Annotated in this window: 27 protein-coding genes; 10 read left to right on the top strand and 17 right to left on the bottom strand. The window is 69.3% G+C overall.

Features of this window, described 5'->3' with window-relative positions; genetic code table 11:
- From AWB94_RS25965 to pcaH, 7 genes are all read right to left on the bottom strand, one after another.
- Positions 1-1,247, bottom strand: a 1,247-nt coding sequence (locus AWB94_RS25965; RefSeq protein WP_085122526.1) for an HNH endonuclease signature motif containing protein, incomplete at its 3' end; no start/stop codon positions are given.
- Positions 1,248-1,370: 123 nt separating this feature from the next.
- A complete protein-coding gene (locus AWB94_RS25960; RefSeq protein WP_062654492.1) occupies positions 1,371-1,877 on the bottom strand; it encodes a M15 family metallopeptidase in 507 nt (168 codons plus the stop codon).
- 5 nt (positions 1,878-1,882) lie between these two features.
- On the bottom strand, positions 1,883-2,287 hold the full coding sequence (locus AWB94_RS25955; protein ID WP_062654493.1) for a YchJ family protein: 405 nt from the start codon (positions 2,285-2,287) through the stop codon (positions 1,883-1,885).
- 158 nt (positions 2,288-2,445) lie between these two features.
- Positions 2,446-2,820, bottom strand: coding sequence for a 4-carboxymuconolactone decarboxylase (pcaC, locus tag AWB94_RS25950; protein WP_234811888.1), 375 nt, complete (start codon positions 2,818-2,820; stop codon positions 2,446-2,448).
- Positions 2,817-4,013, bottom strand: a complete 1,197-nt coding sequence (locus AWB94_RS25945) for a lyase family protein (RefSeq protein WP_062654494.1) — start codon at positions 4,011-4,013, stop codon at positions 2,817-2,819. The genes pcaC and AWB94_RS25945 overlap by 4 nt, the downstream gene beginning before the upstream one ends.
- On the bottom strand, positions 4,010-4,558 hold the full coding sequence (gene pcaG / locus AWB94_RS25940) for a protocatechuate 3,4-dioxygenase subunit alpha (protein WP_062654495.1): 549 nt from the start codon (positions 4,556-4,558) through the stop codon (positions 4,010-4,012). Before pcaG ends, AWB94_RS25945 begins: the two co-directional genes overlap by 4 nt.
- Complete coding sequence (gene pcaH / locus AWB94_RS25935; protein ID WP_062654496.1) at positions 4,555-5,340, bottom strand: protocatechuate 3,4-dioxygenase subunit beta; 786 nt, start codon at positions 5,338-5,340, stop codon at positions 4,555-4,557. The genes pcaG and pcaH overlap by 4 nt, the downstream gene beginning before the upstream one ends.
- Positions 5,341-5,409: 69 nt before the next feature.
- On the opposite strand from pcaH, the gene AWB94_RS25930 reads away from it, so the two are divergent.
- Complete coding sequence (locus AWB94_RS25930) at positions 5,410-6,159, top strand: IclR family transcriptional regulator (RefSeq protein ID WP_062654497.1); 750 nt, start codon at positions 5,410-5,412, stop codon at positions 6,157-6,159.
- A 1-nt stretch (position 6,160) separates the two neighbouring features.
- Here the strand turns inward: AWB94_RS25930 and AWB94_RS25925 are convergent, their stop codons facing one another.
- From AWB94_RS25925 to AWB94_RS25915, 3 genes are all read right to left on the bottom strand, one after another.
- Positions 6,161-7,495 (bottom strand): MFS transporter, encoded by a 1,335-nt coding sequence (locus tag AWB94_RS25925; protein ID WP_062654498.1) that lies wholly within the window; start codon positions 7,493-7,495, stop codon positions 6,161-6,163.
- A gap of 39 nt (positions 7,496-7,534) precedes the next feature.
- Positions 7,535-8,395 carry a shikimate dehydrogenase gene (locus tag AWB94_RS25920; RefSeq protein ID WP_062654499.1) on the bottom strand — a complete coding sequence of 287 codons (861 nt, stop codon included), beginning with the start codon at positions 8,393-8,395 and terminating at the stop codon, positions 7,535-7,537.
- 99 nt (positions 8,396-8,494) lie between these two features.
- Positions 8,495-9,139 (bottom strand): TetR/AcrR family transcriptional regulator, encoded by a 645-nt coding sequence (locus AWB94_RS25915; protein ID WP_062654500.1) that lies wholly within the window; start codon positions 9,137-9,139, stop codon positions 8,495-8,497.
- A 107-nt stretch (positions 9,140-9,246) separates the two neighbouring features.
- Between AWB94_RS25915 and AWB94_RS25910 the strand changes: the two genes are divergently transcribed.
- From AWB94_RS25910 to AWB94_RS25900, 3 genes are read left to right on the top strand one after another with little or no spacing between them, the layout of a single operon-like run.
- The gene (locus AWB94_RS25910; RefSeq protein ID WP_062654544.1) at positions 9,247-11,031 is read left to right on the top strand and encodes a sugar phosphate isomerase/epimerase and 4-hydroxyphenylpyruvate domain-containing protein; all 1,785 of its coding nucleotides are present in this window, start codon (positions 9,247-9,249) and stop codon (positions 11,029-11,031) included.
- Positions 11,028-11,468 carry a type II 3-dehydroquinate dehydratase gene (aroQ, locus tag AWB94_RS25905; RefSeq protein WP_062654501.1) on the top strand — a complete coding sequence of 147 codons (441 nt, stop codon included), beginning with the start codon at positions 11,028-11,030 and terminating at the stop codon, positions 11,466-11,468. The genes AWB94_RS25910 and aroQ overlap by 4 nt, the downstream gene beginning before the upstream one ends.
- The gene (locus tag AWB94_RS25900; protein WP_062654502.1) at positions 11,465-11,851 is read left to right on the top strand and encodes a hypothetical protein; all 387 of its coding nucleotides are present in this window, start codon (positions 11,465-11,467) and stop codon (positions 11,849-11,851) included. The genes aroQ and AWB94_RS25900 overlap by 4 nt, the downstream gene beginning before the upstream one ends.
- Here AWB94_RS25900 and AWB94_RS25895 read toward each other — a convergent pair.
- The 3 genes from AWB94_RS25895 to AWB94_RS25885 are packed head-to-tail and all read right to left on the bottom strand — an operon-like array spanning position 11,848 to position 13,980.
- Entirely contained in the window at positions 11,848-12,330 is a 483-nt protein-coding gene (locus AWB94_RS25895; protein ID WP_062654503.1) for a GNAT family N-acetyltransferase, read from the bottom strand. The two genes, AWB94_RS25900 and AWB94_RS25895, sit on opposite strands and share 4 nt — an antisense overlap.
- Positions 12,323-13,405 carry an isochorismate synthase gene (locus tag AWB94_RS25890; RefSeq protein WP_234811887.1) on the bottom strand — a complete coding sequence of 361 codons (1,083 nt, stop codon included), beginning with the start codon at positions 13,403-13,405 and terminating at the stop codon, positions 12,323-12,325. Before AWB94_RS25890 ends, AWB94_RS25895 begins: the two co-directional genes overlap by 8 nt.
- A complete protein-coding gene (locus AWB94_RS25885) occupies positions 13,390-13,980 on the bottom strand; it encodes an acid phosphatase (RefSeq protein ID WP_062654545.1) in 591 nt (196 codons plus the stop codon). The genes AWB94_RS25890 and AWB94_RS25885 overlap by 16 nt, the downstream gene beginning before the upstream one ends.
- Before the next feature lie 169 nt (positions 13,981-14,149).
- Between AWB94_RS25885 and AWB94_RS25880 the strand changes: the two genes are divergently transcribed.
- Positions 14,150-14,953 carry a ParA family protein gene (locus tag AWB94_RS25880; RefSeq protein ID WP_062654504.1) on the top strand — a complete coding sequence of 268 codons (804 nt, stop codon included), beginning with the start codon at positions 14,150-14,152 and terminating at the stop codon, positions 14,951-14,953.
- A 6-nt stretch (positions 14,954-14,959) separates the two neighbouring features.
- Here AWB94_RS25880 and AWB94_RS25875 read toward each other — a convergent pair whose 3' ends face one another.
- Positions 14,960-16,177 (bottom strand): Rv3212 family protein, encoded by a 1,218-nt coding sequence (locus tag AWB94_RS25875; protein WP_062654505.1) that lies wholly within the window; start codon positions 16,175-16,177, stop codon positions 14,960-14,962.
- A complete protein-coding gene (locus tag AWB94_RS25870; protein ID WP_062654506.1) occupies positions 16,178-17,674 on the bottom strand; it encodes a DEAD/DEAH box helicase in 1,497 nt (498 codons plus the stop codon).
- A gap of 293 nt (positions 17,675-17,967) precedes the next feature.
- Between AWB94_RS25870 and AWB94_RS25865 the strand changes: the two genes are divergently transcribed.
- Positions 17,968-18,660 (top strand): ferritin-like fold-containing protein, encoded by a 693-nt coding sequence (locus AWB94_RS25865; protein WP_062654507.1) that lies wholly within the window; start codon positions 17,968-17,970, stop codon positions 18,658-18,660.
- Here the strand turns inward: AWB94_RS25865 and AWB94_RS25860 are convergent, their stop codons facing one another.
- On the bottom strand, positions 18,661-19,443 hold the full coding sequence (locus tag AWB94_RS25860) for a hypothetical protein (RefSeq protein WP_062654508.1): 783 nt from the start codon (positions 19,441-19,443) through the stop codon (positions 18,661-18,663).
- Between the two features lie 295 nt (positions 19,444-19,738).
- On the opposite strand from AWB94_RS25860, the gene AWB94_RS25855 reads away from it, so the two are divergent.
- The gene (locus AWB94_RS25855) at positions 19,739-19,987 is read left to right on the top strand and encodes a DUF3107 domain-containing protein (RefSeq protein WP_062654509.1); all 249 of its coding nucleotides are present in this window, start codon (positions 19,739-19,741) and stop codon (positions 19,985-19,987) included.
- On the opposite strand, the gene AWB94_RS25850 is transcribed toward AWB94_RS25855, so the two are convergent.
- On the bottom strand, positions 19,974-20,633 hold the full coding sequence (locus tag AWB94_RS25850) for an HTH-type transcriptional activator FasR (protein ID WP_024454419.1): 660 nt from the start codon (positions 20,631-20,633) through the stop codon (positions 19,974-19,976). The genes AWB94_RS25855 and AWB94_RS25850 overlap by 14 nt on opposite strands.
- Positions 20,634-20,760: 127 nt before the next feature.
- On the opposite strand from AWB94_RS25850, the gene AWB94_RS25845 reads away from it, so the two are divergent.
- The 3 genes from AWB94_RS25845 to AWB94_RS25835 all read left to right on the top strand — a co-directional run bounded on the left by AWB94_RS25845 (position 20,761) and on the right by AWB94_RS25835 (position 23,987).
- Entirely contained in the window at positions 20,761-21,822 is a 1,062-nt protein-coding gene (locus AWB94_RS25845; protein ID WP_062654547.1) for a DUF3152 domain-containing protein, read from the top strand.
- Between the two features lie 97 nt (positions 21,823-21,919).
- On the top strand, positions 21,920-23,095 hold the full coding sequence (moeZ, locus tag AWB94_RS25840) for an adenylyltransferase/sulfurtransferase MoeZ (RefSeq protein WP_062654510.1): 1,176 nt from the start codon (positions 21,920-21,922) through the stop codon (positions 23,093-23,095).
- A gap of 37 nt (positions 23,096-23,132) precedes the next feature.
- The gene (locus AWB94_RS25835; RefSeq protein ID WP_062654511.1) at positions 23,133-23,987 is read left to right on the top strand and encodes a TIGR02569 family protein; all 855 of its coding nucleotides are present in this window, start codon (positions 23,133-23,135) and stop codon (positions 23,985-23,987) included.
- Positions 23,988-24,174 lie beyond the last annotated feature (187 nt).

The raw sequence follows: 24,174 nt of genomic DNA, 5'->3' as shown, positions 1-24,174 counted from the left end.
AGGTCGGGTTTGCCGGTGGGGGTGGCCAGGGCGGGGAACCAGTGGGCGCCTTCGGGTTCGGTGAGGTAGGTGTGTCCGGTAGGGGTGGTCCAGATGACGGTGCCGTCGGGCAGCTGGTGGTCGTTCCACCCGGTGTGGAAGGTCTTCAACAGATGATGGAATCTGCACAGGCACTTCAGATTTGACGGATGCGTCGGCCCGGCCGGGTAGGGCACGGTGTGGTCGATATCGCAGTCCCACGCTGATGCGTCGCAGCCGGGGAATCGGCAGGTCATGTCGCGGCAGCGGATGAAGTCTGCCAGTGCGGCCGAGGGTCGGTAGCCGGATTGGGCGGCGCTCGCGGGCACCGGCAGGTCGCGCGTTGTGGCGGTGTCGGTCAGCTTCCTGAGCATGTCGGCGGGCAGGGCGCCGTACCCGGGCAGATACGCCGGGCCTTCTGATTCGCCGTCGAGTGTGGCGTTGTCGGCGATCACGTGGATCATCACCCCGACGGTGGCCGGTGTCGGGGGTGTGGTGCGGGCGGGGCAGTCGGGGTCCTCGCATCGGCAGCGTGGGTGTTGGCCGGTGGCGATGGCGGCGAAGGCGTCGGCGCGGCGTTGGTCTTTGGTGCGGGTATCGGCCGGGCAGGTCTTTTCGGCGAGGGTGTTGAGCAGCCTGTCCCACGCGGTGGCCGCGACGGCGTCGACGTTGGCCCATACCCCGCCCATGCCGGGTTGGGTAAGGGTGACCTCGACGTAGCGGTCGCGGCGGGGCCGGTCTGGATCACGCACGCCGATGGGGTCAGCCGTGGCGATGACCCCGTCGATGCGTTGCTCGATCTTCGGGCCGGACAGCCGGGCCCAGCGGGGTGCTTTCTGGGCCAGTTGGGTGTCGATGCGGGCCATCAGGGTGGGGTCGGTGATGAGTTCGGTGCGGGCCACGATGGTCGCGATCATGCGGTAGTCGATGGCGCCGGTGGCGTAGACGGCGGCCACGTTGGGCAGTCGGGTGCGCAGGGTGATGGCCAGTTTGACTTGGGCTTCTGCGCGTTTGCGGCTGATGGCCAGGGCGGTGGCGACCTCGGCGACCAGGCTGAGGTGCCCGTCGATGGCCCAGCACAGTTTTTCGGTGTCGTCCTCGGGGGCCAGGATCTCGTAGAGGTCGCCGATCGCGGCCAGCCGCCGGGCGCCGTCGGCGTTCTCGGCGCGGGCGGCAGCACTCATCTGGTTCACCGCGGCGGCGGCCCGCTCCCGTGTCTTATCGAACATGTGTTCGATGATACTCGTACCTACCGACGCGTCGACGCGCCAAAAATGCCGCCCCGCCACCCTCGTCGCTTAGATCAACTAGCAGATAGCGCACCTAAGCGACGAGGATGCGCAGAGGTGGCCTCAGCCGGCGGCGTCCGGCAACAGCGCCGGGCAGTTCCCGTAGGCATCGGCCGTCAGCTCGAAATGCCACAGCTCGTTGGCATACGTCCGGCACAACCCGAACCGCGCGCCGTTGGCGATCAGCCACTGGTCGGCCCCGGTCCCGCCGACGTCGACCGCCTCACCGATGACGTGCTTGGAGTGCTCGGGTGTCTGCACGTACTGCCGGGCCGCAGCGATGCTGCCATAGGTGGCCACCGCGTCGTCGAGCAGCCGCTGCTGGAACTCGGGAGAGCGCCAGCCGGAGGTGATGGTCATCGTGATGCCGTCGGCCGCGGCCGCGGTGGTGGCGTTCTGGATGGCGCTCAGCAGTGCCGGATCCAGCCTGCCGATGGCCGGATTCTGCACGTCGAAGGCGGTCAACACCTGATCACCGGCCAGCGATCCGTCCGCGGTGTCCGCCTGTGCGACCGGGGCCGCGCACACGGCGCCCACGGCCAGCGCACCCACCGCCATCATCATCCGCATGGCCCTCAGCCTACGTCCGGCGACGGGAACACCCCGTCGACGTAACGCCAGGCACCGTCCTCGTCACGCCGGAAGCGGCTGCGCTCGTGCAGGATGCGACGACGCCCGTCGGCGACGTACTGGGCGCGGAACTCCACGATGCCGGACGCGTCGCCGGGGCCACCGGCCTCGGTGTCGACGATCTGCAGTCGCCGCCACGTGAGCGTCTCGTCCAGCTCGAGCGAAGCGGGCCGGGTACCGCGGTCCCAACTCGACATCAGGTAGTCGGCCAACCCGAGCGCGTATGCGCTGAATCGGGAACGCATCAGCGCCTCGGCGGTCGGCGCCGTCCGGTCACCCCGGTGCAGCGCCCCGCAGCAGTCGTCGTACTCGGTGCCCGAGCCGCACGGGCATGGGTCAGCGCCGCGCACGCGCCACCGCCACACCGCCGGCGATCTGATCCACCAGGGCCTCCAGCTCCGGGCGGTCGGCCAGCCACGACAACGCGATTCTGGCCGGCGCCCAGGCGATGTACATGATGTACATCATGCTTTGCGACGCCGATACGTCTCCGATCGGGAAGCGTGGGTCAGATATCGCCGTCCTCGGCCAGCACGCGGGACGCGATCCGGAACGCGGTGTTGGCGTCGGGCACCCCGCAGTAGATCGCGGTTTGCAACAACAGTTCCTTGATCTCGTCCACGGTCAGGCCGTTGCGCCGGGCCGCGCGAACGTGCATCGCCAACTCCTCGTGATGGCCGCGGGCCACCAGGGCGGTCAGCGTGATCAGGGAGCGGCTACGCCGGTCCAGGCCGGGCCGGGTCCAGATGTCTCCCCACGCGTAGCGGGTGATCAGGTCCTGGAAGTCGGCGGTGAAATCGGTGGTGGTGTCGACGGCGCGGTCGACATGCGCGTCGCCGAGCACCGCCCGCCGCACCGCCATGCCCTCGTCGTAGCCGCTCACTGTGCCTCCTTGAGATGGTTGCGGGCTCGCTGCAGCACCAGATCCACCAACACGTCGGTGGCACCCAGGTACTGCGCGGCCGGGCTCCGGCCGGTCAGGCCGGCCATGGTCTGCTGTTCGGCGTAGATGCCCTGTGCGTCGTGCTGATGGGTGGCCGCCCGCGCGTTGTCCACGCGCAGCCCGGACAACAGTTCGGCCGCCTGCGACGCGGCGATCAGGGTGCGCCGGACGAGGGTCCGCAGGGTCGCCCACTCGGCGTGCCAGCCGCCGTCGGCGCGTTCGTCGACGCTGGCCGCCGACGCCGCGTGCAGGGTGGCGCCCAGTTGCGGGGCGGTCAGCGCGGTCCGGCGCAGCAGCACCGTCAGCACGGGATTGCTCTTGTGCGGCATGGTCGATGACCCGCCGCCGGAACCTTCGGCGAGTTCGCCGGCGCGCACCCCCACGGCGATGTCGTTGGCGATGTGTCCCCACGCGTCGCAGCAACCGACGAGCGCGTCACCGGTGCGGGTGAGCACCGCACGCGTGGTGTGCCACGGAAACGCCTGCGCCAACCCCAGCCTGTCCGCCCAAGCCCCCGCCAACGCGAGCGCCGCGTCCGCAGAGCCGGCCAGTTCGGTGCTGGCGGCCAGTGTTCCGGCCGCCCCGCCAGCCGAAATGGGCAGGGCGGGAAGTGCTTTGAGCGTGTCGACGGCGTCCAGGATGCCGGTCAGCCAGTTCGCGAATCTGCGCGCCGCCGTTCCGGGCAGCGCGGTCTGGGTCAGCGTGCGGGTCAGCATCGGCGTGGCCCGGTGCTGTTCGGTCAGCCCGATCAGGGCGTGCACCTGCCGGTCGAGCGCACCGGCCAGGGCGGCGAGGGCATCGCGCAGGCACAGCATCAGTGCGGTGTCCAGCACATCCTGACTGGTGAGACCGCGGTGCAGCCAGCGCGCGGCGTCCGCCCCGGCACGGTCCCGCAGTAGGGCGACCAGTCCGGTGACGGGATTGCCGTCGGCCTCCGCGCCCGCCGCGATTCCGGGGATATCCGCCTCACCGGTCAGGATGCCGAGATCGGCGGCGGCTGCCGGCGGAGCGATACCGGCCGCGACGAGGGTTGCCAGCCAGGCATTCTCGGCTCTCACCAGAGCCGCGAAGAAAGCTTGCTCACTCATGGCAGTCCCGGCGCGGTGGTCACCGGGCCAGAACAGATCGCTCACTGGCCCGGGAAACGCAGGAACACCGTCTCCGCCTCGCCCTGCAACCGGATGTCGAAACGGAGTCCGTGCTCGTCGCGCTGCGCGATCAGGGTGTCGCGGCGGTCGTCGGGCAGGCTGTCCAGCAACGCATCCGGGCCGGGATCGGGGAGGTAGGCGCGGGTGAACAAGCGGTTCAGCAGTCCGCGCCCGAACACCGTGACGGCGATGAACGGAGCCTTACCCGGTTCGGTGGGACCGGGTTCGACGGTGCTGAAGCTGAAACGCCCCTCGTCATCGGTGGCCATCCGGCCCCAGCCGGTGAACGTCCAGCCGTCGCGGTGCAGCGACCCCGCGGTGCGCGGTATCTGGCCGGTCGCGTCGGCTTGCCAGATCTCCAGCATCGCATCGGGGATCGGCTTTCCCGCGCCGTCGGTGACGATGCCGTGGAACCTGATGGAGCCCGGAACGCCGGGCGGTACAAGCTCATTCCCGCGGTGGAAGGGCAGGGCGTAACCGTAGAACGGTCCGATGGTCTGGCCCGGGGTCGGCGTCAGCAGTGTGCTCATCGGTGGTCCTCCTCGAAATGCGTGCGGTGCGAACCGGTCAGCACGATGTCCCAGCGGTAACCGGTGGCCCATTCGTGGCTGGTCACATCGTGATCGTAGGTGGCGACCAGTCGGTCGCGGGCCTTCTGATCGGTGATCGACCGGTAGATCGGATCCAGCGTGAACAGGGGGTCCCCGGGAAAGTACATCTGGGTGATCATCCGCTGCGTGAAATCGGTTCCGAACAGCGAGAAATGGATGTGCGCCGGGCGCCACGCGTTGTGGTGGTTCTTCCACGGGTACGGGCCGGGTTTGACGGTGGTGAAGCGGTAGGTCCCGTCGTCGTCGGTGAGGCAGCGACCGACGCCGGTGAAGTTGGGATCCAGTGGTGCACGGTGCTGGTCGCGTTGGTGGATGTAACGCCCCGCGGAGTTGGCCTGCCAGATCTCCACCAGCTGGCGGCGCACCGGGCGTCCGTCGCCGTCGACGATCCGGCCGGTCACGACGATGCGCTCACCGATCGGATCACCGGTGTGTTGGATGGTCAGATCCGATTCCAGTTGGTGCACATCGCGTTCCCCGAATACGGGTGCCCACAACTCCAGCGTCTCGGGATCGGCGTGGTGCAGGTCCTTGGTGGGATGGCGCAACAGACTGCTGCGGTAGGGCGCATAGTCCAGTCTCGGTTGACGTTCTTCCATACCCGTTTGCAGGTAAGCGGTTTCGATGGCGGCCATCTCGGCGTTGATCTCAGCCTGGCTCGCCGATGCGCTGTCGGGGTTGGTGTCGATGCGGGCTGTCATGGTTCGACGGTAGTCATCCCGGACGGCGACTCGGAAGATTAGACTTCCGCTCAGCGAAAGGATTGTGGGATGGCGGGGAACACCTCGGTGCCCGGCGCGACGGTGACGTCGCGATTGCTGGCGATCATCGGCGCCTTCGACGAACGGCATCGTGCGCTCACGTTGACCGAGATCGCACAGCGGTCCGAGCTACCCGTGCCCACGGTGTCGCGGCTGGCCGGTGAACTGGTGTCCGGGTCCGCGCTGCAACGCCGCCAGGACGGCCGGTTCGTCATCGGTCGCCTGATCTGGGAGGCAGGGCTGCGGGCACCGGTGGAAGGGCGATTGAAGCAGGTGGCCGAACCGTTCATGCACGACGTGTACGCCGCGACCCTGGCCACCGTGCACCTGGCCGTCCGGGAGGGGACGCAGGTGCTCTATCTCGAGCGGATGTCCGGCCGGGCCTCGGTGCCGATCGTCAGCACGGTCGGCAGCAGGCTGCCGTTGCATTGCACGGGGGTGGGAAAGTTGTTGCTCGCCCACGCCCCGGCCGCCATCCAGCGTCAGGTGTTCGCCGAGCTGACGCGGGTGACGCCGTACACCATCACCTCGGCCGGTGTGCTCCGCAACCAGCTCGAGCGGATTCGGCGCGACGGGGTGGCCACCACCTCACAGGAAATGTCACTGGGCGCGTATTCGCTGGCGGTGCCGGTGGTCCGCAGCTCGGACGACACCGTGGCGGCCGCGATCGGGGTGGTGGTGCCCACCCTCAAACGCGACCGCCAGCGGTTGCTCGGTGCATTGCAGGTTGCCGCGCGAGGTATCGGGCGCCTGCTGTAGGTCAGTGCCGGACGAGTTCGCCGGCGGTCGCCCCGTGGCCCAGCGCTTCGGTGGGCACGTCCTTGGTCTCCCGCGCGGTCAGGGCCGATGCCGCGGCGATCACGCAGACCACGCCGGTGAAAATGCTGATCACCACCCAGCCGCCCTCGCGCACCCCGCCCAGCGCGGTGACGATGCTCGGTGCGAAACCGGCCACCAGGAAACCCAATTGGGTGCCGATCGCCACTCCGGAGAATCGCACCGGCGTGGCGAACATTTCGCCGTAGAAGGCGGGCCACACCGCATTGGCCGCGGCGTAACCGAAGGAGAAGGTGGCCACCGCGAGTGCGAAGGTCAGCAGCTGGTTACCCCCACTCATCGACAACATGTAGAAGGGCATCAGCACCGCCGAGGACAGGGCGCCGTACACGAACACCGGCTTGCGGCCGATCCGGTCGGCGAGCTTGCCGAACAGCGGCTGGGTGGCCAGGGCGAACACGTTGGCCACCACGACCAGCCACAGCGTGATGTCGGCCGGCAGGCCGACCTTCTTGCCGTAGGCGATGGCCAGGTTGCTGAACACGGTGGACACCGCGGCGATGAACGCGCAGAAGATCACCCGCAGCACGTCGGCCCAGTGGTCGCGCAGCAGCGGGATCAGTGGCATGCGGGCGATGGTGCCGGCGGCCTTGGCCTCGGTGAACTGCGGGGTCTCGTGCAGCCGGCGGCGGATGAAGTAGGCCACCACGACCACCACCGCGCTGAGCCAGAACGGCACCCGCCAGGCCCAGGTGTACTTCACCTCGTCGGGCAGCGACACGAAGGGGATGAGCACCAACGAGGCCAGGATCAGACCACCCTGGGTGCCGGTCAGCGTCCAGGACGTGTAGTAGGCGCGTTGGTGGTCGGGGGAGTGTTCGAGGGTCAGCGAGCTGGCGCCGGCCTGCTCACCGGCCGCCGAAAAGCCTTGCATCAGACGGCAGATCACCAGCAGCGCCGGCGCGGCCCAGCCGATGGTGGCGAAGCCGGGCAGGCAGCCGATCAGGAAGGTCGAGACCCCCATGAGCACCAGGGTGAACATCAGCACGCGCTGGCGGCCGATGCGGTCACCGAAGTGGCCGAGGATGATGGCACCCACCGGCCGCGCGACATAGGCGAAGCCGAAGGTGGCGAACGACATGACCAGCGCCGCTTCCTCACCGGACGGGAAGAACACATGCGGGAAGATCAGCGCCGCGGCCGAGCCGAACAGGAAGAAGTCGTAATACTCGACGGCGCTGCCCATGAAGCTGGCCAGGGCGGCCCGCCGCGGGGTGCGGGCCGTGGTGGCCTCGGGTGGTTGCGCGGTGGTGGTCATCGGTTCTCCTTTGAACGAATTATGTTGGGCTGCTCTGGCTTAGCCGACGAGTTCGCGGAAATGGGCCGACATCCGGCCGGCGTCCGGGCTGATCCCGGTGATCAGGGCGAAGGCGTCGACGGCCTGGTGCACGGCCATGTGGCCGCCGTCGAGGGTGCGGCAACCGACGTCGCGGGCCGCCCGCAGCAGCGCGGTGTCCAGCGGGCGGTAGACGATGTCGGCCACCCACATCCGCGGATGCAGCAGAGCGGGATCGAAGGCGATGCCGGGGTGCTGGGCCATCCCGGTGGGCGTGGCGTGCACGATGCCGTCGGCCTCGGGCAGCAGCACCGCCAGTTTGTCGAACGAGGACGCATCGACGTGGGCCAGCGGGTGCCGTGCCGTCAGGTCGGCGGCCAGTGCGGTGGCCCGGTCGGGATCCAGGTCCACCACGGTCAGGTGGCCGGCGCCGAGCCGTAACAGCGCGGCGGCCACCGCGGTGCCCGCGCCACCCGCGCCGACCAGCACCACCCGGCCGGTATCGGCGCCCGCCAGGCCCTCGCCGAACCCGTGGGCGAAACCGGTGATATCGGTGTTGTGCCCGAAGGCTTTTCCGTTGCGGAACAGTACGGTGTTCACCGCGCCCAGCTCGCGGGCGGTGTCCTCGATGTCGTCGAGGTGCTCCAGGACGAGTTGTTTGCAGGGGTGGGTGATGTTCAGCGCGTCGTAGCCCAGTGCCCGTGCCCACTGCAGGAGCTCTCCGACGCGGCCGGGGGACAGGCCCAGCGCGTCGAGGTCCAGGGTGCGGTAGACGTAGTCCAGGCCGTGGGCCCGGCCCTCGGCCATGTGCAGCGCCGGGGTCAGCGACGGGCCGACGCCGGTGCCGACCAGCCCGACGAGATAGGGGTGCGGTGAGGGCATCAGCCCGTGCTCCTTAATGTACGAACTAGTACGTCCGCAAAAGTAGAGCACTGTGGTGCGCATCGCGTCAAGCGTTGAGTGTGAGGCGGGTCTCGCCCGTCAGGGTCGGCTGGTCAGCCAGCCGACGACGACGTCGCCCAGCATCCGGCGCAGGTGTGCGCGTCGCGATGTCTCGGTCAGGTCGGTGTCGAAGAGAAAGCCGAACGTGTACCGGTTGGCCACCTGGAACACGCAGTACGAGCTGATCACCAGGTGCACGTCCAGGGCGTCGACATCGTCGCGGAATGCGCCCGCGGCGCGGCCGTCGCGCAGGATCTCGTCCAGCAGGGAAGTGGCGGGCCGGGACAGTTCTCGCAGGTCATCCAGCCGTCTGATGAATTCGCCGCGGTGGATGTTCTCGATCGACACCAGCCTGATGAACGCGTCGTGGGCGATGTGGTGGTCGAACGTGACCTCGGCCAGTCGGCGGATGGCCTCCACCGGATTGGCGTGGTCGACCCGCAATTTCTGCTCGGCGTCGCGGATGCCGCGGTAGGCGTGCTCCAGAACGGCCAGGTAGAGCTGCTCTTTCCCGCCGAAGTAGTAGTAGATCATCCGCTTGGTGGTGCTGGTGCGTTCGGCGATCTCGTCCACCCGCGCGCCGGAGTAGCCGGACTCGGCGAACACCTCGGTGGCCACCGTCAGCAGTTCGGCGCGGGTGCGCTCGGCATCGCGCTGAAGTTCGGCTTTGGGCTTGGCGGCCATGACGGCTGAGCTTACCGAGGCAGCGCGGCGGATCACCGCAGCGCTTCCCGCGCTATTAACTATTTGGTACATTGACAGCGAGAGTGGCCCCCGTCACAGGAGGAATGATGAAGGCATCGATCGCCACGGTCTCGCTGTCGGGCTCGCTCGTCGAGAAACTGCACGCCTGCGCGGCGGCCGGCTTCGACGGGGTCGAGATCTTCGAGCCCGACCTGATCGCCGGTGATCACTCCCCGGAGGAGATCCGCCAGCTGGCCCGCCGGCTCGGCCTGTCGCTGGACCTCTATCAGCCGTTGCGCGATCTCGAGGGTGTCGACGAGACCGTCTTCGCCGACAACCTGCGCCGGGCGGGGGCCACCTTCGCCACCGCCCGGCGGCTCGGCATCGACACCGTGCTGGTCTGTTCCAACGTGGCGACGGCGACCATCGACTCCGACGAGGTGTCGGCCGCCCAGCTGCGCCGCATCGGTGAGCTGGCCGCCGGTTACGGCATCCGGATCGCTTTCGAGGCGCTGGCATGGGGGCGCTACATCGACGACTACCGCCGCGCCTGGCGGGTGGTCGAGCTGGCCGCGCACCCGAATGTCGGTGTGTGCCTCGACAGTTTTCATGTGCTCTCGCGCGGGCACGACCCATCGGAGATCGAACGGATCCCCGGCGAGAAGATCTTCTATCTACAGCTGGCCGACGCACCGGCGCTCAGCATGGACGTGCTGTCCTGGAGCCGGCACCATCGGCTGTTCCCCGGCGAGGGCTCCTTCGATCTGGCCGGGTTCGTGCGGCACACCTTGGCCGCCGGCTACACCGGTCCGTTGTCACTGGAGGTCTTCAACGACACGTTCCGCCAGACCGATCCCGGGCACACCGCCGTCCACGCGCTGCGCTCGCTGGTGTGGCTGCACGATCAGGTGTCGCACACCCTCACCGACGCGAAACCGCCGACCGGCTTCGACTTCGTCGAGATCAAGGCCGAGGACACCAGTGAGGTCGAGGTGTTGCTGCATCGGCTGGGCTTCACCCCGCGCGGCCGGCACCGCAGCAAGCCGGTCTCGTTGTGGTCGGCCGGCGACGCCCGGATCGTGCTCAACGAGCAGCAGGCCCGCGACCAGGTGCCCCACGTCGCGGCGATCGGGCTGCAGGTGCCCGACACCGAAGCCACCTCCCGCCGGGCGGCCGAACTGATGGCTCCCGCCGCATACCGGCGTACCTACGCTGCCGAGCAACCGTTCGGTGCCACCGTCGCGCCCGACGGGACCCAGTTCTTCTGGGCGTCCTCGGGAGCGGCCGAGCCGGCCTGGGTCGCCGAGTTCGAGGGCGGCCTGTCCGCCACGGCGCCGCACCTGGTGATCGACCACGTCAACCTCAGCCAGCCCTGGCAGACCGCGGAGGACGCCGTGCTCTTCCTGACCAGTGTGTTCGGTCTGAGCGCCGGCGAGCCCGCCGAGGTGCCCGGTCCCAAGGGGCTGGTGCGCAGCCAGGTCATGCACAACGCGGACAAGTCGGTCCGGCTGCCGCTGAACGTGGCGCCGCACATCATGGACGACGCCGGCCTGCCCCAACACATCGCCTTCGCCTGCGCCGACGTCCGCGCGCTGGCCCGCACCGCGCGCGCGGCCGGGCTGCAGTTCCTGGCCATCCCGGACAACTATTACGACTACCTGTCCGGCCGGTTCGGGCTGGCCGAGGACACCGTCGCCGAACTTCGGGAGCTCAACCTGCTCTACGACCGGGCGTCCAGCGGCGCGGAGTTCGTCCACTTCTACACCGGCACCGTCGGCACGGTGTTCCTGGAGTTCGTGCAGCGTATCGGTGGCTACGACGGCTACGGCACCGACAACGCCCCGGTGCGCCTCGCCGCGCAGCGTGGGCGTCTCGGTACCGTACGGTCGTGACCGAACGCGTAGTGCTGCTCGTCAACGGGCCCAATCTGAACCTGCTGGGCACCCGCCAGCCCGAGGTGTACGGCGCCACCACGCTGGCCGAGATCGAGGCCGCGGTCGCCGCGCTCGCCGCCGAGTTCGGTCTTGCCGTGCGCGCCGTGCAGAGCAATCACGAGGGCGTGCTGATCGATGCCATCCATGCCGCCCGCGGTGAATGCGCCGGCATCATCATCAATCCCGGTGCCTACAGCCACACCTCGATCGCCATCCGGGACGCGCTGTCCTCGGTCGACCTGCCGGTGGTGGAGGTGCACCTGAGCAACATCCACGCCCGCGAGGAGTTCCGGCACCACTCCTTCGTCTCCGCTGTCGCCGAGGCGGTCATCGCCGGGGCCGGCCCGGCCGGCTACGAATACGCGGTGCGCCACCTGGCGGCGAAGTTCGCATGAGCCTGCAACCGCCGATCGTCCGCTACGCCGGATTCCTGGTGGCCGCCGAGGCCGTCGCCGCCCTCGTGGTGGCCGTCGTGCTCGCGGTGCTGGCGACCGGCGGCACCGACAAACACACCCAGGGGTTCAACGCCTACGGCACCGCGGGCTGGTTCGCGATCATGGGGTGCGGCCTGCTCGCCGGCGGCTGGGCGCTGATCACCGGCAGGCGCTGGGGCCGCGGTATCGGCATATTCGCCAACCTGCTGCTGCTCGGGGTGGCGTGGTACCTGTTCACCTCACACCAGGTGGCCTACGGGATCGCGGTGGCCCTGCTGGCAGTGCTCACCGTGGGCATGCTGTTCAGCCCGTCGGCGGTGCACTGGACCACCGGGCAGGACTAGACCTCGTTCGCCAGGGCGCTCAGCTCCGGTCCGGACACCCGGTAGGTGGTCCACTCGGTCTGCGGCTTCCCGCCGACCGCGTCGTACAGCGCGATCGCATTGACGTTCCAGTTCAGCACCGCCCAGGACAACCGCGTCCCGCCGCGCCGCACACACTCGGCGGCCAAGGTGGCCAACAACTTCCGGGCCAGCCCGCGGCGCCGGAAGGCCGGGCGCACGAACAGGTCCTCCAGGTAGATGCCCGTCACCCCGTCCCAGGTGGAGAAGTTCAGGAACCACACCGCGGTCGCCGCGGCCTGCCCGTCGACCTCCACCACATGCGCATAGGCCACCGGTTCGGGACCGAACAGCGCCTGGTGCAAAAGGGTTTCGGTGACGGTGCATTCGTCGAGGGCGTTCTCGAACTCGGCCAGTTCGCGGATCATCGACACGATGTCCGGCTCGTCACCCGGTCGGGCCCAGCGGATCGACTCAGTCATCTTCTGCTCCCAGTCCTGTCAGGATCGTCCGGAACTTCGTGGTGGTCTCGTCCACCTCGTCGTCGGGATCGGATTCGGCGACGATCCCCCCGCCGGCGTGCGCCAGCGCCGTCCGCCGGTCCGGGCTGAGCACCGCACACCGGATCGACACCACCCAACGGCCGTCACCGCGGGCGTCGCACCAACCGACCGCGCCGGCGTAGAAGCCGCGGTCACCCTCGAGTTCGGCGATCAGGGCGGCGGCCGCGTCGGCCGGCACCCCGCCGACGGCCGGGGTCGGGTGCAAGGCGAGCGCGAGATCCAATGCGCTGGTGGCACTTTGGCGCAGCCTGCCGCGGATCGGGGTGCTCAGGTGCCACAACGCGTCGGTGCCGTGCAGCTCGGGTTCGTCGGCGATCTGCAGATCCGCGCACAGCGGTTCCAGTGCCGTGCGCATGATGTCGACGACGAACGCGTGCTCGCGCCGGTTCTTGCCGGAGGCCGCGAGCGCGGCGGCATTGGCGGCATCGGTCTGCGGGTCCGTCGACCGCGGCGCCGACCCGGCGAACGGCCGGCAGATCACCGTCTCGCCCGCGCGCGCCACCAACAGTTCCGGGCTGGCGCCCACCAACGTGCCGGCCGCGCCCAGTTCGGCCAGGTACACGGTGGCGGCCGGATCGGCGGCGGCCAGCCGGCGCAGCACCGAGCGCGAATCCCAGGCGCCGTCGGCGCTCAGCCGCAACGCGCGGGCCAGCACCACCTTGTCCAGCGCCGAGTTCCGCAGCCGCGCCACCGCCTCGGCCACTCGGGCTCGGTGCTCCGAGCCGGCCGGCAGCGTCTCACGGTGCAGCACCGCTGGTGCGGGCCGCACCGGCCAGTCCGGCAGGGCCTGCGGGAATTCGACCCGTTCGGGGGTGAACAGCGCGGTCTGGGCGCTCAAGTCAAAAGGCAACGCGCCCAACACGATCGGGACGGTGCCGCAACGCAGTGCCCGTTGCGCGTCGGGAATCGTCGAGAACTCCTGCCGCACGCCGTCGGCCAGCACGGTGCCGTCCGGCCCGGACAGCACGAACGACGGTGTCACGCCGGCAGGCACGGGTTGACGTGACCGGTCAGGCCCAGCGCGGAAATCTGGCGCACGCCGTGTTCGAACCCGCATACCGCGATCGAGGCCGCCGCCATCGACAACCGGATGCCCTCGGACACCGGCAGCTCGATCCAGCGGGTCAGCATCGAGCGGGAGAAGTGGCCGTGCCCGACGAACACCACATCGCGCTCGGCCATGTTGTCCAGGGCCAGGGCGACCGCCGCGTCGGCGCGCGCGGTCACATCGGCCATGCTCTCCCCACCCGGGCACGGATGCGTCCACACCGTCCAGCCCGGCACGCTCTCCCGGATCTCCACGGTGGTCAGGCCCTCGTAGTCGCCGTAATCCCACTCGGCCAGCAGGGGGGTGACCTCGTCGACGGTCAACCCGGCCAGTTCGGCGGTGAGCAGCGCCCGCCGGCGCGGGCTGCTGACCACCAGCGGATCGCGCAACTGCAGGTCGCCCAACGCCTCCGCGGCGAGCTTGGCCTGGTATCTGCCGGTGTCGGTGAGATCGAGATCGGTGCGGCCGGTGTGCTTGCCGCTCTTGGACCATTCGGTCTCGCCGTGCCGGAGCAGGAACAGCCGGTGCTGCTGGACGGTCTTCTCTGGGCGAGCGGAGCGACGGGGAAGATCCTTCTCTGGGCGAGCGGAGCGACGGGGAAGATCCTTCTCTGGGCGAGCGGAGCGACGGGGAAGATCCACGTGTGGATTCTGCCCCACGGCGGGCCGAGGGGACCGCCCGCGTGCTTGGATGGGCGGTGTGACGCGAGTATTAGCGGTCGCCAATCAAAAGGGTGGGGTCGCCAAGACGACGACGGTGGCGTCGCTGGGTGCCGCCTTCGTCGAGCACAAGCAGCGGGTGCTGCTGGTGGACCTGGACCCGCAGGGCTGTCTGACGTTCTCGCTGGGCCAGGATCCGGACAACCTCGCCGTCTCGGTGCACGAGGTCCTCCTCGGTGACGTGGAACCCGATACGGCGCTGCTGTCCACCGCGGAGGGCATGACGGTGTTGCCCGCCAATATCGACCTGGCCGGTGCCGAGGCGATGCTGCTGATGCGGGCCGGCCGCGAGTACGCGCTCAAGCGGGCGCTGGGGAAGCTGGCCGACCAATTCGATGTCGTCGTCGTCGACTGCCCGCCGTCGCTGGGTGTGCTGACCCTCAACGGTCTCACCGCTGCCGACGAGGTGATCGTGCCGTTGCAGTGTGAGACGCTCGCGCACCGCGGGGTGGGGCAGTTCCTGCGCACCATCGGCGATGTCCAGCAGATCACCAATCCGGAGCTGAAACTGCTCGGCGCGCTGCCCACCCTGTACGACTCGCGCACCACCCACAGCCGGGATGTGCTCTTCGACGTCGTCGACCGCTACAACCTGCCGGTGCTCGCGCCCCCGATTCCCCGCACGGTTCGCTTCGCGGAGGCCAGCGCCTCCGGTGCCTCGGTGCTGAAGGGCCGGAAGAACAAGGGCGCCAACGCCTATCGCGATCTGGCCGGGGCGTTGCTGCGGCACTGGAAAACGGGAAAGGCACTGCCGACGTTCACGCCGGACCTCTAGCGGACGTCAGCCCAGCGCCACCACGGTGCCGCCGCGCTGCTCCAGCAGCGTCGATCCGGCCACCGCGGGAATCACCGGATCCTGTGACGGCGGGCGCTTGACGTCGATGTGGCGCACGCCGGCGCCCGTCTCGGGGTTGAAGACGTCATAGCCGGAGGTCACCGGCACCAGCAGGGAACCGGCCATGATGGTGGCCGGACCCACCGGCGCATTGGCGCCCGACGGCGCCACGGTGTACTTGTAGCGCAGCTGGTTGGCGTCGAACACCAGCACCGAGTCACCCGTCCACCAGGTGATCAGGTCCCCGGGATGCGACATCACCGCCTTCGCCGACGCGGGCTTGGGCAGCAGCGTGCTGGCGGTCACCGTGCCGGTGTCGTCGACGACGTTGACCGCCGGCTTCGGGGTCGGTACGTAGACCGCGGTGGTGGTGTCGGTGACCGCGACGACCCGCGCGTCGGAATCCACCGAGACGCCGGGCTGCTGCTGGAACTTCGCCGTCGGGGTGTCCTCCTCGTCCGACGGGGTCAGCAGGGTCAGCCGCATGTCGGCCTGGTTGGGGCAGGCCTCCAACACCGACACCTGTGACGAGCTGGCCGCGGCGGACACCAGCCGGCACAGCGGGTCCTGCGGGACGTCGGGTTTGATCCGGGCGTCCAGCGTGCCCCAGCTGAGCATGCGCACCATGTCCGAGCGCCACAATTCCAACCGGCTGTCACCGGCCGAGAGCACCGTGCTGCCGTCGGAGGACAGCGTCACCTCGGGGTCGGCGTACGCCGTGCGGGTCGGGCCGCGCCGCCCGGTCTGGGCGTCGATGGTGCTGACCTGGCCGCAGCCGCGGCGGTCCGGGTACACCGCGACGGCGTACTGGTACACCCAGGTGACCCCGCACAGCTCCAGATCGCGCGTGTACGACCACAGCGGCGCGCCGCCGGCCGGATCGCGCCCGGTGACCCCGCGGCCGTCGCCGGTCACGACCGCGCCACCCACCACCAGGGGCTGGGTGGTCTTACCGCTGGGAGCCGACCACAGTTCGTGCAGGGTGTCGGGAACCTCGGCGGCCGGCTTGAGGGCCGGTACGGCCGTGGCGGCGGGCTTGCTGATGGTGGCCCGCGCGTCGCTGGTCCACCAGATCAGGGCGGCCACCACCGCCACCACCACCGCGATGGCCGCAGCCGCCAGCATGTCGCCGCGGGTGCGGCGTTCCGGACGGATACCGGGCATCTAGCCGGCTGCGGGGGCGGCGGCCTTGCGCGGACGGCGCCGGCGCCGGCGCTTGGGGGCGCCGGTCTCGTCTGTGCCGTCCGCGCCGGTCGGGCTGTCCGAGCCGGCCGCGTCGGCGGGCTCGGTCTCGGCGACCTGCTCGGGATGACCGGTGGCGGGCTGGCCGCCGCGGGTACGCCGGCGGTTGCGGTTGCGGGTGCGGGCCGGCCGCTCGGCCCGCTCGGCGCGTTCCCCTTCGGTGCGGGTCTTCGGCGTGCGCGGTGCGGCGATCGAACCGGTGGCCTCGGCCGGGATGTTCAGCTCGGTGTACAGGTGCGGCGAGCTGGAGTACGTCTCGGCCGGGTCCGGGGTATCCAGGCCCAGGGCCTTGTCGATCATCGTCCAGCGCGGCAGCTCGTCCCAGTCCACCAGGGTGACCGCGATGCCGGTCTTGCCGGCGCGGCCGGTGCGGCCGATGCGGTGCACGTACGCCTGTTCGTCATCGGGAATCTGGTAGTTGATGACGTGGGTGATGTCGTCGATGTCGATACCGCGGGCCGCGACGTCGGTGGCCACCAGGACATCGACGTCGCCGTTGCGGAACGCCTTGAGGGCCTTCTCCCGCGCGATCTGGCCCAGGTCGCCGTGCACAGCGCCGACCTTGAAGCCGCGCTCGCCGAGCTCGTCGGCGACCTTCTGCGCGGTGCGCTTGGTGCGGGTGAAGATCATCGTCGCGCCGCGGCCCTCGGCCTGCAGGATGCGGCTGACCATCTCGACCTTGTCCAGCGCGTGCGCGCGGTAGACGAATTGCTCGGTGGTGTCGTGGGTGGCCGCCGAGTGCGGCGCCTCGGCCCGGATGTGGGTCGGCTGGTTCATGAAGGTGCGCGCCAGCGTGATGATCGGGTCGGGCATGGTGGCCGAGAACAGCATGGCCTGCCTGCTGTCCGGGGTGAGCCGCAGGATCCGCTCGATATCGGGCAGGAAGCCCAGGTCCAGCATCTCGTCGGCCTCGTCGAGCACCAGCACGGACAGCCCGCCCAGCTGCAGGTGGCCCTGCTGGGCCAGGTCCAGCAACCGGCCCGGGGTGCCGACGACGACATCGACGCCGTTGCGCAGCGCCTCGATCTGCGGCTCGTAGGGGCGGCCGCCGTAGATCGAGGTGACGGTGAATTTGCGGTCGCCGGCGCGCAGGTGCTTGGCGGCGGTGGTCAGGTCGTCGAACACCTGCAGACACAGCTCGCGGGTGGGCACCACGACCAGGGCCCGCGGGGCGCCGGTCAGTGGCCGGGTCTCGTCGGTGGAGACCCGGTGCAGCAGCGGGACGCCGAACGCCAGGGTCTTGCCCATACCGGTGCGGGCCTGGCCGATCAGGTCGTCGCCGGCCAGCGCGAGCGGCAGGGTGAGCTCCTGGATGGCGAACGGATGTTCCTTGCCGGACTCGGCCAGGGCGCGCACGATCTCGTCGCGCACGCCGAGATCGGCGAAGGTGGTTTCGGTTTTGCTGGTGAGTGCGGTCATATGGTGGTGGTCGGCATCACATGCGATGCCTTACTGCCTTTCGTTGTCATTCCTCGTCGCGTATGTCGTCACGCGCGCACGAAGATGACGAGAAAGGGGCCGCTTCTCCCCGGCTGGGGTGATGTCAGCCCGCTGGGCCCTGCCCCGTCTGAGAGGGTCCGGCCGAACCACGTGCACGCACATTTCCTAGGCGGCGGCGCCACGGTGGGCCTCAAAAAGCCACTGCCTGTGCCCATGATAGCTGGCTTCTTTGCCGGTCGGTCGACGTGGCACTCGGCGTCTAGAGTTGGGCCATGCCACAGACGTCCTCAGCACAGCCGGGCACCGGGGGTAAACCGGCGGTCAGGGCCGATCATCCCGGCGTCACCGAACTGTTCGCGCTGCTGGCCTACGGCGAGGTGGCGGCCTTCTACCGGCTGACCGAAGAGGCGCGCATGGCGCCCAACCTGGCCGGCCGGATCAGCATGGCCAGCATGGCCGCGGCCGAGATGCGCCACTACGAGCTGTTGCGCGACGCGCTGGCCGAACGCAATGTCGACGTGGTGCCCGCGATGACGAAATATGCTTCGGCACTTGAGAACTACCATCGGCTGACGACGCCCAGCACCTGGCTGGAGGCATTGGTCAAGACCTATATCGGCGATGCGCTGGCCGCCGATTTCTACCTGGAGATCGCCGATGCGCTCCCCGACGACGCGGCCGGGGTGGTCCGGTCGGTGCTCGCGGAGACCGGCCACTCCCAGTTCGTGGTCGCCGAGGTGCGTACCGCGGTGACCGCCAGTGACCGGCAGCGGCATCGACTGGCGCTGTGGTCGCGCCGGTTGCTCGGCGAGGCCATCACCCAGGCCCAGTTCGTGCTGGCCGATCACGACGAGCTCGTCGACCTCGTGCTCACCGGCAGCGATGGGCTGCTGCACCTGGCCGAGTTCTTCGAGCGGCTGCAGCGCACCCACGCCAGCCGGATGCAGGAGCTGGGCTTGGCCTAGTTATCGGGTGCAGGTCGCGATCATCGTGTTGTTGGCCTGCGCCACCAGCGGCGCACCGGCCGCATCGGTGATCGAGCAGTTCAGCCGGCTGGTGACGCTGGTCGCGGTCACCGAGCTCAACTGCACGCCCGGGTCCAGGGCGATGGTCTTGCGCCACGGCAGCGCGACGTTGACGTCGGTCTGCAGGGCGCCCTGCGCGTCGGTGTAGATGATGGTGACCAGATCCAGCAGTGATTTGTCGCCGTACACGGTGTAGGTGATGGTGCGCGCGGCGGCCGCCGGATCGGGCGCAGCTGCCGGCGGGGCGACGGGTGGAACCTGCGCCTCGGTGGTCGGTGGAGGCGGCGCGGTGGCCGTCGCCGAGGGCGTGGGTGTCACCGTGGTGACGGTCTCCGGTGCCAGCGCCGGGTTCTGCGCCGTGACCGGCGGCGGGACCGGGACGGCCGTCGTCGACGGCGCGGCGGAAGTCGTGGCCACCGCGGAGGTGGTGGCCTGGGTGGCCGAGACCGAACCGCTGTCGCCGCCGCCGAGGATGATGCCGGTGCAGATCACCGCCACCATCAGGATGACGCCGGCAACCCCTGCGACCCAGATCCAGCGCCGGTCCAACTCGTCGTGGTAGTCGGCGGGATATTCGTACCCGTATGCGGGCTCGGCGGCCGTGTCGGGATCGTCGTGATCATCGTCGTGGCCGAGGTACTCATAGCTGTCGTCGGCATACGGATAGCGCGTCCGGTAACCGGCGTCGCGCGTCGCGGAGTTACGTGAATAAGGCCTGGTCATTGCGCTTCCCAAGTGGTTTCGGTGCGTACCGGGCCGATGCTAACGGGGCTGCAGTGACAGATGAGGCCGACGCGACGGGACCCCGTGTCACGGTCCGGCCTCGGTGTGGTGACCGTCGGGGCACGGCGCGGTCAGCGCCCATCGGCACGGCGCGGTCAGCGCCCATTGGCACGGCGCGGTCAGCGCCCATTGGCACGGCGCGCTTCGCTATCGGCTTAGCGCCCTCGCGTGGGCGGCCGCGCCGCGTCCACTAGCCTGATGGCGAGCATTGCCCACCAACGAAAGAGGCCACAGCGTGGACATCAAGATCGGGGTCACGGACAGCCCGCGGGAGCTGATCATCAGCAGCGCGCAGACCCCCGGCGAGGTCGAAGAACTCATCACCAAGGCGCTGGGTTCCGACGGTGTGCTCGCGCTGACCGACGAGAAGGGCCGCCGGTTCCTGGTGCAGTCGGCGAAGATCGCCTATGTGGAGATCGGCGCGGCGGACGTGCGCCGGGTCGGCTTCGGGACCGTGGGAGCCGAGGCCGTCAAGAACGGGTGAGTGGCACGTGTGACAGGCCGCCCCAGGCGAACTGCACCGTGCCCTCCACGGCCGCCTCTTTGGAGATGGGGCGGTCGTTGTCGAGCCAGTAACGCGCACAGTCCACGCTGGTGGACACCAGGCCCACCGCGATCATCCTGGCTCGGTGTGCTTCCAGGCCGGAGTCCCGGCTGATCAGGTCGAACACCGCATCGGTACACGATTCGGTGGCTACCTTCACTTGCGCGGACACCTGCGGCTCGGTGACGTAGTCGTTCTCGAAGATCAGCCGGTACCCCTGGCTGTCGTGCTCGACGAAATCGAAGAAGGCCTGCACCGCGGCGCGCAGCCGCTGCCGGTTGTCGGTGGTGGTGCGCAGCGCTTGCCGCACGCCGGAGACCAGGTTGTCCACGTGGCGCTGCAGCACCGCGAGGTACAGTTCCAGCTTTGACGAAAAGTGTTGGTACAGAACGGGTTTGCTGACACCGGCCCGGTCGGCGATCTCATCCATGCCCGCGGCGTGGTAGCCGCGGTCGACGAAGACCTCGCTGGCGGCGATCAGCAGCTGCCCGCGGCGTTCATCACGGGGCAGCCGGTTACCGCGCCGGGTGCCGCCGGTGCCCGCCTTGGCGCCTCTTCGATCGGCGGCATTGGCGAGATCGCTCATCAGGTCCTCAATCTTGTGTTGATCGTCACGACATTACTACCGCACGTCGGGGGAGGTGCTGCTGCTGGCACTCGGATCGGTGGCGTGCCGGACCGGTGCACGTCACGGTTTGTGCAATCCTGGTGCGGTGACCTACGACCCGGGGCGTCGCGGGGCCGACCGTATGCCCGGCGGGGGCGAGCGGGGGAATGTCCCCGTGTTGCGCAGTGAATGGCGGGAGCCGCTGCGCGCCCAGCGTGATCCGTTGGCCGAGGACCACGGCCGGCCGCGTTCCAACCGCGACGACCGTCAGCACCTGCGCAAGCAGACCTGGCTCGGTCGGTTCGTGTCCACCTACGGCTGGCGGGCCTATGCGCTGCCGGTGCTGGCCATCCTGACCGTGGTGGTGCTGTACCAGACCGTGACCGGCACCAGCGCGCCCACACCGGCCAATGCCGAAGGCCCGGTCCAGGGACCGCCGACCATCGAGGCCCCCGGTACCGCGATCATCGGTGCGCCCCCGAAGGGCCTGTCCCAGTTCGACGTCAACCTGCCGACCGGCATCCTGCCCAACGGCGGCCCGTTCACCGAGGCCGGCGCTCGAACCTGGCACGTGGTGCCCGGCGCCACGCCCAAGGTCGGCGCCGGGGACACCAAGACCTTCCGCTACACGGTCGAGGTCGAGGACGGCGTGGACACCGCCTCGTTCGGCGGCGACGAAGGCTTCGCGCGGATGGTCAGCGAAACCCTCGCGAACCCGAAGAGCTGGACGCACAACACCCAGTTCGCCTTCGAACGGGTCGACAGCGACGCCGGCGGGCCGCCCGACTTCCGGGTGTCGCTCACCTCGCCGATGACGGTGCGCGACGGCTGCGGGTACGACATCCCGTTGGAATCGTCGTGCTACAACCCCGCCTACGACGGCAGCCAGCCCCGGGTGTTCATCAACGAGGCCCGCTGGGTGCGCGGCGCGGTCCCGTTCCAGGGTGATATCGGGTCCTACCGGCAGTACGTGATCAACCACGAGGTCGGCCATGCGATCGGCTACCCGAAGCACGAACCGTGCCCGGAGAACGGCGCTCTGGCCCCGGTGATGATGCAGCAGACCTTCTCCACCGACAACGACGATGCCGCCAAGTTCGATCCGGAATCGGTGAAGCCCGACGGCCGCACCTGCCGGTTCAATCCGTGGCCGTACCCGATCGCCTGATGGTCGCGCCGGGGAAGGTTTACCCCTGGATTACCGTTGAAGCTGTGGGCCTGGTGAGATTGACGCCAGGATTGCGATCGACTCAAGGAGGCCGACGGTGACGTCGCTACCACCGCTGGTGGAACCAGCCGCCGAACTGACCCGCGACGAGGTCTCTCGGTACAGCCGTCACCTGATCATCCCGGATCTCGGGCTGGACGGGCAGAAGCGTCTCAAGAACGCCAAGGTGCTGGTCATCGGTGCCGGCGGCCTGGGATCCCCGACGCTGCTGTACCTGGCCGCCGCCGGCGTCGGCACCATCGGCATCGTCGAGTTCGACGTGGTCGACGAGTCGAACCTGCAGCGCCAGATCATCCACGGCCAGTCCGATATCGGCCGGTCCAAGGCACAGAGCGCGCGCGACTCGGTGCTCGAGGTCAACCCGTACGTCAACGTGGTGTTGCACGAGCTGCGCCTGGAACCGGACAACGCGGTCGACCTGTTCGCCCAATACGACCTCATCCTGGACGGCACCGACAACTTCGCAACCCGCTATCTGGTGAACGACGCCGCCGTGCTGGCGCACAAGCCGTACGTGTGGGGCTCGATCTACCGGTTCGAGGGCCAGGTGTCGGTGTTCTGGGAGGACGCCCCCGACGATCTCGGCCTGAACTACCGTGACTTGTACCCCGAACCGCCGCCGCCGGGCATGGTGCCGTCCTGCGCCGAAGGCGGCGTGCTGGGCATCCTGTGCGCCTCCATCGCCTCGGTGATGGGAACCGAGGCCATCAAGCTCATCACCGGCATCGGCGAAACCCTGCTGGGCCGGCTGATGGTGTATGACGCGCTGGACATGAGCTACCGGACCATCAAGATCCGCAAGGACCCCGCCCGGGAGAAGATCACCGAACTGATCGACTACGAGGCCTTCTGCGGTGTCATCACCGACGAGGCCGCGGCCGCGTCGGTCGGCTCCACGGTCACCCCGCTGGAGCTGCGCGAGCTGCTGGACTCCGGCAAGCCGGTCGCCCTGATCGACGTGCGCGAACCCGTCGAGTGGGAGATCAACCACATCGAGGGTGCCGAGCTCATCCCCAAGTCGGCGCTGGAGGCCGGCAGCGGTCTGGCACAGCTGCCGCAGGACCGGGTCCCGGTGCTGTACTGCAAAACCGGCATCCGGTCGGCCGAGGCCCTCGCCGCCGTGAAGAAGGCCGGGTTCGCGGAGGCACTGCACCTGCAGGGCGGCATCGTGGCGTGGGCGAAACAACTCGAACCCGACATGGTGATGTACTGAGCGCTCTGTGACGCAGGCACCGCTTAGGCTGACGTGCGTGACTGACGAACTGCCACCTGACCACGTGTTGGCGGCATTCGGTCTGGCCGGGTTGCGTCCCGTCCCGCTGGGTTCCAGTTGGGAGGGCGGCTGGCGCTGTGGCGAAGTGGTGCTGTCCATGGTCGCCGACCATGCGCGCGCGGCCTGGTCGGCCAAGGTGCGCGAGACCCTCTTCGCCGACGGTATCCGGTTGGCTCGGCCGGTCCGCTCCACCGACGGCCGCTACGTCGTCGCGGGTTGGCGCGCCGACACCTTCGTCGCGGGCACCCCTGAGCCGCGACACGACGAGGTGGTGTCCGCGTCGGTGCGATTGCACGAGGCGACGGCCAATTTGGAGCGGCCCCGATTCCTCACCCAGCCCCCGGTGGCCCCGTGGTCGGATGTCGACGTGTTCATCGCCGCCGACCGGGCGGCGTGGGAGGACCGGCCGTTGCACGCGCTGCCGGCCGGCGCACGGGTGTCGCCCGGCTCGGCCGACGGACAGAAGTCGATCGAGCTGATCAATCAGCTGGCCACCCTGCGCAAGCCCACCCGCAGTCCCAGTCAGCTGGTGCACGGCGACCTGTACGGCACCGTGCTCTTCGCCGGGGCGGCCGCACCGGGTATCACCGACATCACCCCGTACTGGCGGCCCGCGGCGTGGGCGGCCGGGGTCGTCGTCGTGGACGCATTGGCCTGGGGCGACGCCGACGACGGTCTGCTCGAGCGCTGGAGCCCGCTGCCGGAGTGGCCGCAGATGGTGTTGCGCGCGTTGATGTTCCGCCTCGCCGTGCACGCACTGCACCCGCGGGCCACCGCGGCCGCCTTCCCGGGCCTGGCCCGCACTGCGGCACTCGTCCGCCTGGCGCTGTAGCTCGCGCGCGCGTTCACGCGGCGCTCAGGGCGTCGTCTGCTCGTACTTCTGCGCCATGGCCTCCAAGTCAACGTGCCGTCGGCTGTGTTACGGGCCCGTTTCGGCGGTGAGCACCTCGCAATGCAGATGTATTCCATCCCTAACCACCCGGTAATGGTGGCGGCCTGTAATTGGAGACATCCAACAC

Origin of the sequence: Mycolicibacterium canariasense, from assembly GCF_002101555.1 — a bacterium.
Lineage (GTDB): Bacteria > Actinomycetota > Actinomycetes > Mycobacteriales > Mycobacteriaceae > Mycobacterium > Mycobacterium canariasense.
This window is presented reverse-complemented; position numbering and strand designations above follow the sequence as displayed.

Bases quoted from the DNA above. Each gene is read 5' to 3' on its own strand.
- AWB94_RS25875 (WP_062654505.1), bottom strand. From the start codon at position 16,177: ATGCCCGGTATCCGTCCGGAACGCCGCACCCGCGGCGACATGCTGGCG.
- AWB94_RS25850 (WP_024454419.1), bottom strand. From the start codon at position 20,633: ATGAGCGATCTCGCCAATGCCGCCGATCGAAGAGGCGCCAAGGCGGGC.
- AWB94_RS25870 (WP_062654506.1), bottom strand. From the start codon at position 17,674: ATGACCGCACTCACCAGCAAAACCGAAACCACCTTCGCCGATCTCGGC.
- AWB94_RS25860 (WP_062654508.1), bottom strand. From the start codon at position 19,443: ATGACCAGGCCTTATTCACGTAACTCCGCGACGCGCGACGCCGGTTAC.
- AWB94_RS25920 (WP_062654499.1), bottom strand. From the start codon at position 8,395: ATGCCCTCACCGCACCCCTATCTCGTCGGGCTGGTCGGCACCGGCGTC.
- AWB94_RS25900 (WP_062654502.1), top strand. From the start codon at position 11,465: ATGAGCCTGCAACCGCCGATCGTCCGCTACGCCGGATTCCTGGTGGCC.
- pcaG (WP_062654495.1), bottom strand. From the start codon at position 4,558: ATGAGCACACTGCTGACGCCGACCCCGGGCCAGACCATCGGACCGTTC.
- AWB94_RS25960 (WP_062654492.1), bottom strand. From the start codon at position 1,877: ATGCGGATGATGATGGCGGTGGGTGCGCTGGCCGTGGGCGCCGTGTGC.
- AWB94_RS25925 (WP_062654498.1), bottom strand. From the start codon at position 7,495: ATGACCACCACCGCGCAACCACCCGAGGCCACCACGGCCCGCACCCCG.
- AWB94_RS25880 (WP_062654504.1), top strand. From the start codon at position 14,150: ATGGGCGGTGTGACGCGAGTATTAGCGGTCGCCAATCAAAAGGGTGGG.
- AWB94_RS25895 (WP_062654503.1), bottom strand. From the start codon at position 12,330: ATGACTGAGTCGATCCGCTGGGCCCGACCGGGTGACGAGCCGGACATC.
- AWB94_RS25865 (WP_062654507.1), top strand. From the start codon at position 17,968: ATGCCACAGACGTCCTCAGCACAGCCGGGCACCGGGGGTAAACCGGCG.
- AWB94_RS25910 (WP_062654544.1), top strand. From the start codon at position 9,247: ATGAAGGCATCGATCGCCACGGTCTCGCTGTCGGGCTCGCTCGTCGAG.
- AWB94_RS25915 (WP_062654500.1), bottom strand. From the start codon at position 9,139: ATGGCCGCCAAGCCCAAAGCCGAACTTCAGCGCGATGCCGAGCGCACC.
- AWB94_RS25930 (WP_062654497.1), top strand. From the start codon at position 5,410: ATGGCGGGGAACACCTCGGTGCCCGGCGCGACGGTGACGTCGCGATTG.
- pcaH (WP_062654496.1), bottom strand. From the start codon at position 5,340: ATGACAGCCCGCATCGACACCAACCCCGACAGCGCATCGGCGAGCCAG.